Source organism: Streptomyces sp. NPDC001732 (genome assembly GCF_053596315.1).
Map to the genome: position 1 here is coordinate 1 of NZ_JBSFFY010000146.1, position 5,013 is coordinate 5,013.

At 71.6% G+C, this 5,013-nt stretch carries 4 protein-coding genes and 1 pseudogene; 2 read left to right on the top strand and 3 right to left on the bottom strand.

Annotation, left to right across the window (positions count from 1 at the left end; translation table 11 throughout):
* Positions 1-661: 661 nt before the first annotated feature.
* Both ACWCXX_RS40500 and ACWCXX_RS40505 read left to right on the top strand, forming a co-directional pair.
* Entirely contained in the window at positions 662-1,870 is a 1,209-nt protein-coding gene (locus ACWCXX_RS40500) for an IS110 family transposase (protein WP_451136219.1), read from the top strand.
* Positions 1,871-1,911: 41 nt separating this feature from the next.
* Positions 1,912-2,292, top strand: a complete 381-nt coding sequence (locus ACWCXX_RS40505; protein WP_451136221.1) for a hypothetical protein — start codon at positions 1,912-1,914, stop codon at positions 2,290-2,292.
* A gap of 213 nt (positions 2,293-2,505) precedes the next feature.
* On the opposite strand, the gene ACWCXX_RS40510 is transcribed toward ACWCXX_RS40505, so the two are convergent.
* From ACWCXX_RS40510 to ACWCXX_RS40520, 3 genes and pseudogenes are all read right to left on the bottom strand, one after another.
* On the bottom strand, positions 2,506-3,528 hold the full coding sequence (locus tag ACWCXX_RS40510; RefSeq protein WP_451136223.1) for a hydroxyacid dehydrogenase: 1,023 nt from the start codon (positions 3,526-3,528) through the stop codon (positions 2,506-2,508).
* Entirely contained in the window at positions 3,512-4,534 is a 1,023-nt protein-coding gene (locus ACWCXX_RS40515) for a dihydrodipicolinate synthase family protein (protein ID WP_451136225.1), read from the bottom strand. Before ACWCXX_RS40515 ends, ACWCXX_RS40510 begins: the two co-directional genes overlap by 17 nt.
* 74 nt (positions 4,535-4,608) lie before the next feature.
* Positions 4,609-5,013: pseudogene (locus ACWCXX_RS40520) on the bottom strand (epimerase); the annotation flags it as partial.

The following is a 5,013-nucleotide window of genomic DNA, read 5'->3' on the forward strand; positions in this document are numbered from 1 at the left end:
GTGGGCTCTCCTGCGCGACGACAGGCTGTTCACCCCCGTCCCGCCCGTCGCGCAGGAGTCTTGACTTCGTCATTGAGACTCCTGGCAGACACGGGCGATCCTGGTCGAGAACCCGTCCACCAGGAGCTTCGTCGTTCCGCAGAACTGCCCAACGCACTGGCATCAACGACAGGTTGAAAAAGGCTCACTGCCTCCTGTCTGCGACCTGGGCCACCTGCGATGCTCCGGCCCGACCAAGACCTGCACCCTGGACAGGGGCCCCGGCCGTGGTACCTCGCGCGTCAACCCGCACTACCTCGATGTTCACGTCCACCGACAGAACCGCGATGTCCGCGATCGATGGGAACAACAGCTCCTTCAGCCGGAGCACGACCTCTTCCGCGGCCCGGAATCTCAGCCCCGTTATGTTTTTTCGTGGTCCTGCAAGAGGGCCGCCGGCCTCCGGGCCCGGCATGACTTTTGCCCCCTGTCGATCGGATGACCTGGGGGGTGGTGTCACCGGGCCCGAGGGGTGCCGTCGGAGACGCTGATGAGAGGTCCGACCGCCGCCCGGCCGGGCGCAATGCCCGGCCGTTCGCGGGCGGCAGGTCTGCATAACGTGGATGCGCGAGAACGGCCCCGAAGCCCAGGCCGGCACCGGTATCGAGCAAGTGGGGGCACCGTGATCGACACCAGCAGCGTGGGCGTCTTCCTCGGCCTGGACGTCGGCAAGAGCACGCACCACGGCCACGGGCTGACCCCGGCCGGCAAGAAGGTCTTCGACAAGCCGCTGCCCAACAGCGAGCCGAAACTGCGGGCCGTCTTCGAGAAGCTGGCCGCGAAGTTCGGCACCGTCCTCGTCGTCGTGGACCAGCCCGCCTCCATCGGCGCCCTGCCGCTGACCGTCGCCCGCGATGCCGGCTGCCAGGTCGCCTACCTGCCCGGCCTGGCCATGCGCCGGATCGCCGACCTCTACCCGGGCGAGGCGAAGACCGACGCCAAGGACGCCGCGGTGATCGCGGACGCCGCCCGCACGATGCCCCGCACCCTGCGCTGTCTGGAGCTGACCGACGAGATCACCGCCGAGCTGACCGTCCTCGTCGGCTTCGACCAGGACCTCGCCGCCGAGGCCACCCGCACCTCCAACCGGATACGGGGCCTGCTCACCCAGTTCCACCCCAGCCTGGAACGCGTCCTCGGCCCCCGCCTCGACCACCAGGCCGTCACCTGGCTGCTGGAACGCCACGGTTCCCCGCAGGCTCTGCGGAAAGCCGGACGCCGCAGACTCGTCGAACTGATCCGCCCGAAGGCCCCGCGCATGGCCACCCGGCTCATCGACGACGTCTTCGACGCGCTCGACGAACAGACCGTCGTCGTTCCGGGCACCGGCACCCTCGACGTGGTCATCCCGTCCCTGGCCCGCTCGCTCGCGGCCGTGCACGAACAACGCCGGGCCCTGGAAGCCCAGATCAGCGAGCTGCTGGAGGCCCACCCTCTTTCCCAGGTCCTGACGTCGCTGCCCGGCGTCGGCGTCAGGACCGCCGCAGTTCTCCTGGTCACCGTCGGCGACGGCACCGGCTTCCCCACCGCCGCCCACCTCGCCTCCTACGCCGGCCTCGCCCCGGCCACGAAGCAGTCGGGCACCTCCATCCACGGCGAACATGCCCCCAGAGGCGGCAACCGGCAGCTCAAACGCGCGATGTTCCTGTCCGCCTTCGCCGCCCTGCACGACCCCGCCTCCCGCGCCTATTACGACCGCTGCCGGGCCCGGGGCAAGACCCACACCCAGGCCCTCCTCCGCCTGGCCAGGCAGCGCATCAGCGTCCTGTTCGCCATGCTCCGCGACGGAGCCTTCTACGAATCACGCCTCCCCGAAGCGGTCACCGCATGACCAGCCCGGTCTTGACCAAAGACATAGAGGCACCCCCCCGGATGACTGCCTATTGTTCGGGCGCTCTCAAACGCCGCCGGAAGACGCCCGGCGCGTTCGCGCTGTCCCTGATCAGGACGACGGCCCTCGATGAAGCCGCCCGGCACGCTCCGGGCGCGGACGGGCCGCCGTCGGCCAACTGGGAGCTGCACCGCACACTGACGGAAACGCTGGAGAGCCGACAGGAGGACGGCACTCTGCGCGAGAGCTCGCTGCTGCTGGTCGAGTGGCTGATAGCCGAACTGTGCGCCTACGTTGCCGGGCAGGTCGGTGACCGGGCATGCGAGCACCACACCCGGCCTCTCCACAAGACCCGACGGCATCGTGGTGATTGTCCTCATCCCGTGGCGTCCCAGGGAGTGGGAATCGCCAGGCCCTGGTAACGGTGGCGAGTTGGCCTCGTCCCTCCACGCCTCCACCGACCCCGAAGTAGCAGCCCGCCGCTCCTTCCGCGACGGGCTGCGCCTGTTCCGGATCCCGCCACGCATCGTCTACGACCTCCAGGAATTCCTCGACCCCGAAGGCAACAGAGATGCCTTCGGCCCCGAGGAACAACTGGTCGGCCTCTGGGGCCCGGTGTGGTTGCGATCGAGTGGTCAAAGGACGCGAGCCAGTGCGTCCGGCCCCACGAAGTGCAATGGTGGATCGCCACGCAGGAACCGCAGCACCTCCTCCACGGCACTTGCCCCGAGCCGCTGCCGGCACTCGGCGGTGCCCGCCGCCTGGTGCGGGGTGAGCAGCACGTTCGGCAGGGCCCGGAACGGGTGGTCCACCGGCAGCGGCTCCGCCTCGAAGACGTCGACCGCCGCGTCCAGCCGGCCCGACGACAACTCGGCGAGCAGCGCCTCCTCGTCGACCAGCCACGACCTCGCGGTGTTGACCAGACCGGCACCGTCGGGCATCAGCGCCAGTTCGCGCGCACCCAGCATGCGCCGGGTCTCGGCGGTGGCAGGGGCGTGCACGGCGACGATCCGGCTGCCACGGAGCAGTTCGTCCAGCGGCACCACCCGTACCGCGAGCCGCTGTGCGTCCTCGGCCGTCAGATACGGGTCGGTGACCGCCACCTGCGCCCCCAGTGCGCTCGCCAGCTCGATGTACGCACGACCGGTGCGGGACGCTCCGATGACGCCGATCGCACAGCCCTGGATCTCGTGCCGCGGCGGGGCCTGGCCGGCCTCGTCCCAGTCGGCTCCGCCGCGCAGCGCGTGGTCGAAGCGGTGGATGCGGTGCAGCAGGGCGAGGGTGAACGCCAGGGCCACCTCGGCGACCGGGCGTGCCATCTCGTCACCGGCCTGGGTGACGAGGATCCCCCGCCGGAACACCTCCTCGGTGATGTACGGGGCGACCGCCGATCCGGTGTGGGCCACCAACTCCAGCCGGTCGGCCGACGCGAGGAGCCCGGCGTCCACCCGCGGCGCCCCCCACGAGGTGATCAGCGCACGGGCGCCGGGCAGCGCCGCCGCCACCGCCGCCCGGTCGCGATGGTCGTCCGGGACCGCCAACTCCGCCGCCCGCTCCAGCTCCCGCCACACCTCGGCGGTGAACAACTGGGCGCGCAGCGCGGGCGGCACGGCGACGACCACCCGGGGCCGGCCGGCCGGGTCAGGAGAGCCAGGCATCGAGGTGCTCCGCGACGAAGGCGTCGTCGGTCAGCCAGGGGTAGGCCGTGGCGACCCGGCTGATCTCCTCGGCCTGTCCGGGGGACAGCGTCTCGGCCGGGTCCAGGCACCGGATGTTCGCCAGCAGGCCCTGCCGGCGCAGTACCTCGTGCACTCCGGCGATGCAGCCGCGGAATCCGCCGCGCACGTCGAACACCGCGCTGTTGGCGTCGGTGAGTTCCGGGCGGCGGGCGAGGCAGCCGACCATGGCGTCGTGGTCACCGGCGCGGGCCCTGCGGACGTCGTCCAGGAGGGTGGCGGCGGAGCTCGTCCACACGGCCCACTGGCCGAGCAGCCCGCCCGCGAACCAGCGGGGTCCGTCGTCCGTCGTGCCGTACGGGGTGAGCAGGTCGCCGATGATGTCGTCGTCGTTGCCGGTGTACAGCGCCACCTCGGCGGCGCGGTCGGCGGCGGCCACGGCCCGGACGACGTCGGCGGTCCGGTAGCGGTCGAAGGGCGCGGTCTTGATGGCCGCGGTGTTCGGCAGGTCTGCGAATGAGCTCCAGAACGACGGCGACAGGTAGCGTCCGCCGACGGCCTCCTGGAGGTAGAAGCCGATCACCGGCAGCACCTCGCCGACGGCACGGGCCCGGTCCAGCAGCCCCTTCTCGTCGGCGCCGGGCACGGCGGGGCTCAGCAGCACCGCGTCGTAGCCGAGGGAGGCCGCGGTCTCGGCCTCCGCGACGGCCTGCGCGGTGTGGCCGCAGGCCCCGGCGACCTTGACGAAGGGGCGGCCGGCCTCGGCGTCGATCGTCTCGGCCGCCAGCTCCAGGACCGGCCGCAGCAGCCCGACCTCCGGCTCGCGGATCTCGAACTGGGTGGTGTGGACGGCGACGGCGACGCCGCCCGCGCCGGAAGCCAGGTAGTAGCGGGTCAGGGCACGCTGGCGACGTTCGTCGAGCTTACGGTCGGCGCCGAGGGCGAGTGGATGAGCGGGGATGACGGCTCCCCCAGCGAGCACGTCCATCGGAGTGCGTGCCGGGGCTGCCGCGGAGGGTGCAGGCGCGGTCGCGGCTGCGGGCGTATGGGACATGAGGTGGATCAGAACCTTCCGTCGCGGACCTGGAACTTGGTGGGCTTGCCGGACAGTGGCAGCCCGCGGCGCAGCCAGTCGGCCTGCCACTGGACGAGGGTGCGCAGGGTGACGTCCGGGTAGCCGAACAGTGCGTGGCAGGCGCTGGCGTCGGAGAGCAGGGCGGTGGGTGCCTCCTGGCCGGTGATGACCGGCTCCTGGCCGAGCTCCTCGCCGAACCAGTGGGCGAGGCGGCGCACCGGGGCGGTTTCGGGGCCGGTGAGGTTGAGGGTGAAGGGTTCGCCGTCGGTGGCGTGCAGCAGCGAGCGCAGGGCGACCTCGTTGGCGTAGCCCTGCCATACGACGTTGGCGTGGCCGGTGGTGACGTCGACGGGTTCGCCGTTCTGGATGCGGTGGGCGATGTCGGCGAGGAC